Raw genomic sequence first — 3,189 nt, forward strand, 5'->3', positions numbered from 1 at the left:
CTGCCCGCCCGCCCGCAGCCAGCGCCGCAGCACATGGTTGTGCGCCGTCACCACGGCCGAGGCGGCGACCTCCGCCAGCAGCGGGTCGTCGTTGCCGTCGTGGTGGTCGCGCTCGTCGAAATGGCCCAGCAGATAGCGCGTGAACAGCCGCTCGTAGCGGGCCACCGAGGCGATCTCCCGCTCCCGCAGCGTCGGCACCTCACGGGTCAGCCGGTAGCGCTCCACCGAGACCGCGGGGGAGGCCGCGTACATCTTCATGACCTCCTTGATCCCCCGGCACACCGTGTCCAGCGGGTGCTCGTGCGCTGGCGCCGCGTTCAGCACCGCCTCCGCCCGCACCAGCGTGTCGTCGTGGTCCGGGAAGATCGCCTCCTCCTTGGACCGGAAGTGCCGGAAGAACGTGCGCCGTGCCACCCCGGCCGCCGCGGCGATCTCGTCGACCGTCGTCGCCTCGTACCCCTTGGTCGCGAACAGCTCCATCGCCGCGGCCGCCAGCTCCCGCCGCATCTTCAGCCGCTGCGCGGCCGCCCGGCCGCCCGCGGTGCTCTCCGGCGGCTCGGTCCGGGACGCCCGCGAGGGCTGCGGAGACTGCGAGGAGGTGGCACGGGGTGACCTGGCGGGCTGGGACATGCCATGAACGTACTGCATACGGGCGGGAGAGCGCGCCCGAGGTCCACGCCCGGCCGGGGGCTCCCCCTCGCCCGACCCGGACGGGCGCGGGGAGGGCCCGAGCAGCCCTCCCCACTCCCCGTACGGGTCAGCGCCGGGCATGTTCGCGGAAGCCGCGCCCGGTCTTGCGGCCCAGGCAGCCGGCCGCCACCAGGTGCTCCAGCAGCGGCGCCGGGGCCAGACCCGGGTCGCGGAACTCGCGGTGCAGCACCTGCTCGATCGCCAGCGAGACGTCCAGCCCCACTACGTCCAGCAGCTCGAAGGGGCCCATCGGGTACCCGCCGCCCAGCTTCATCGCCGCGTCGATGTCGTCGAGCGTGGCGTAGTGCTGCTCCACCATCTTGATCGCGTTGTTCAGGTACGGGAAGAGCAGCGCGTTCACGATGAACCCGGCCCGGTCCCCGCAGTCCACCGGGTGCTTGCGGATCCTCGCCGTCACCGCGCGGACCGTGGCGTGCGTGTCGTCCGCGGTCAGCACCGTCCGCACCACCTCCACCAGCTTCATCGCCGGCGCCGGGTTGAAGAAGTGCATCCCGATGACGTCCTGCGGCCGGGAGGTCGCGCGGGCGCAGGCCACCACCGGCAGCGAGGAGGTGGTGGTGGCCAGCACCGCACCCGCCCGGCACACCTTGTCCAGCGCCGCGAACAGCTCCTGCTTCACGGCCAGGTCCTCGGCGACCGCCTCCACCGCCAGGTCCACCTCGGCGAACGCCTCCAGCGAACCGGCCGGCGAGATCCGCGCCAGCACCGCCTCCGCGTCCTGCGCCGACAGCCGCCCCTTGGCCACCGACCGCGTCAGCGACCCGGCGATCCGCCCCTTGGCCGCCTCCGCCTTCTCCTGCGACCGGGCCGCCAGCACCACCTCGTACCCGGCCTTGGCGAACACCTCGGCGATACCGCTCGCCATCGTCCCCGACCCGGCGACGCCCACCGAGCGCACCTCCCGCGCCGGGGCCGTCCCGGCGCCCTCCTCCTGCGGGGTCAGCGCGTCCCGCACCACCACCGGGCTGCCCGGGGCCTCGTACGTGTAGAAGCCGCGTCCGGACTTGCGCCCGGTCAGCCCGGCGTCGGCCAACTGGCGCAGGATCGGCGCCGGCGCGTGCAGCTTGTCCCGGGACTCGGCGTACATGGCGTCCAGCACGGTGCGCGCGGTGTCCACGCCGATCAGGTCCAGCAGCGCCAGCGGCCCCATCGGCAGCCCGCAGCCCAGCCGCATCGCGGCGTCGACGTCCTCCCGGGACGCGTACTTCGCCTCGTACATCGCGGCGGCCTGGTTGAGGTAGCCGAACAGCAGTCCGTCGGCGACGAACCCGGGCCGGTCGCCGACCGCCACCGGCTCCTTGCCCAGCGCGTGCGCCAGCTCGGTGACGGTCGCCACCGCCGCCGGAGAGGTCAGCACCGACGACACCACCTCGACCAGCTTCATCGCCGGCGCCGGGTTGAAGAAGTGCAGGCCCAGCACGCGCTCCGGCCGCGCCGACTCCGCGGCCAGCCGCGTCACCGACAGCGCGTTGGTCCCGGTGGCCAGGATGGTGTCCGGCCGGACGACGGCGTCCAGCGCCCGGAACACCTCCTGCTTGATCTCGTAGGTCTCCGGCACCACCTCGATGACCAGGTCGGCGTCGGAGGCCGCCCGCAGATCGGTGAAGGTGCGGAAGCGGGCGAGCACCTCGCGCCGCTCCTCCTCGGTGAGCCGCTCACGGGCCACCGAGCGGGCCGTGGAGGCGGCGAGCGCGTCCGCGGCCCGGCGGGCGGCGGCCTCGCTGACGTCGATGCCGACGACCTCGCGGCCGGCGCGGGCCAGGACCTCGGCGATGCCGGCGCCCATGGTGCCGAGACCGACGACGGCGATGGTGGAGAGAGGGGTGTCCATCAGGGGACTCCAGGGTGAGTGACGACTGATGAGGGACGCGCGCCCGGCGGTGCGAGGGTGCGGGACGGACGCGCGGGACGCGCGGGACGCCGGTGAGGGCCGGCGGCCGCGTGGCCGGTGAGGGCTGCGGCCCGCGGACGGAACGCGAGATGCCGGGAGCCGAGGTGCCGGATGCGGGGAACAGGGCGTGGGCGTGCGCGCCGGAGCGGAACCGTCCGGCCGTCCCGGCGCCGGTCGGCGACTCGTCCGCCGGATCGCGACGCGCACGCCGTCCGCACGCCCGGTGGCCCGCGGTCGGGGCATGCCCGGGAGCGGTGGTCGAACAGGGTGCGCCCGGGCAGGCGGCGGGTGGAGCCGCGGCGCGCACGGGAGGGTCCGGGCGGCGGGCGCAAGGCCCGCCGCGCGGCCGCACGCGGTCGCGGGAGGAGAATGCGGCGGGCCCTGTCCCGGGGCCGCACCGCGCATGCCGAACCGACTGGCGCTCGCGGCGGCTGCGTCACCAGGCCGCCACGAGAAACGCGGGTGTCGCCCGCTCACTTGAGCTTAACCAGCGGGTAACGAGCGCGCCAGCCCCGGGAAGTGTCCGAATCCTGTGACCTGCGTCGCCCGACCCCTGAATACTGACCGCCATGAACCCCACCCGGCCC

At 74.7% G+C, this 3,189-nt stretch carries 2 protein-coding genes; both read right to left on the bottom strand.

Going from position 1 to position 3,189, the window contains the following annotated elements:
• Positions 1-630: TetR family transcriptional regulator (locus C6N75_RS24255; protein ID WP_258177588.1), on the bottom strand; the 630-nt coding region annotated here is incomplete at its 3' end.
• Between the two features lie 127 nt (positions 631-757).
• Positions 758-2,542 (bottom strand): 3-hydroxyacyl-CoA dehydrogenase family protein, encoded by a 1,785-nt coding sequence (locus tag C6N75_RS24260; protein ID WP_105871029.1) that lies wholly within the window; start codon positions 2,540-2,542, stop codon positions 758-760.
• Positions 2,543-3,189: the final 647 nt, after the last annotated feature.

The sequence above is a fragment of the Streptomyces solincola genome (assembly GCF_002982015.1).
Taxonomy (GTDB): Bacteria; Actinomycetota; Actinomycetes; order Streptomycetales; family Streptomycetaceae; genus Streptomyces; species Streptomyces solincola.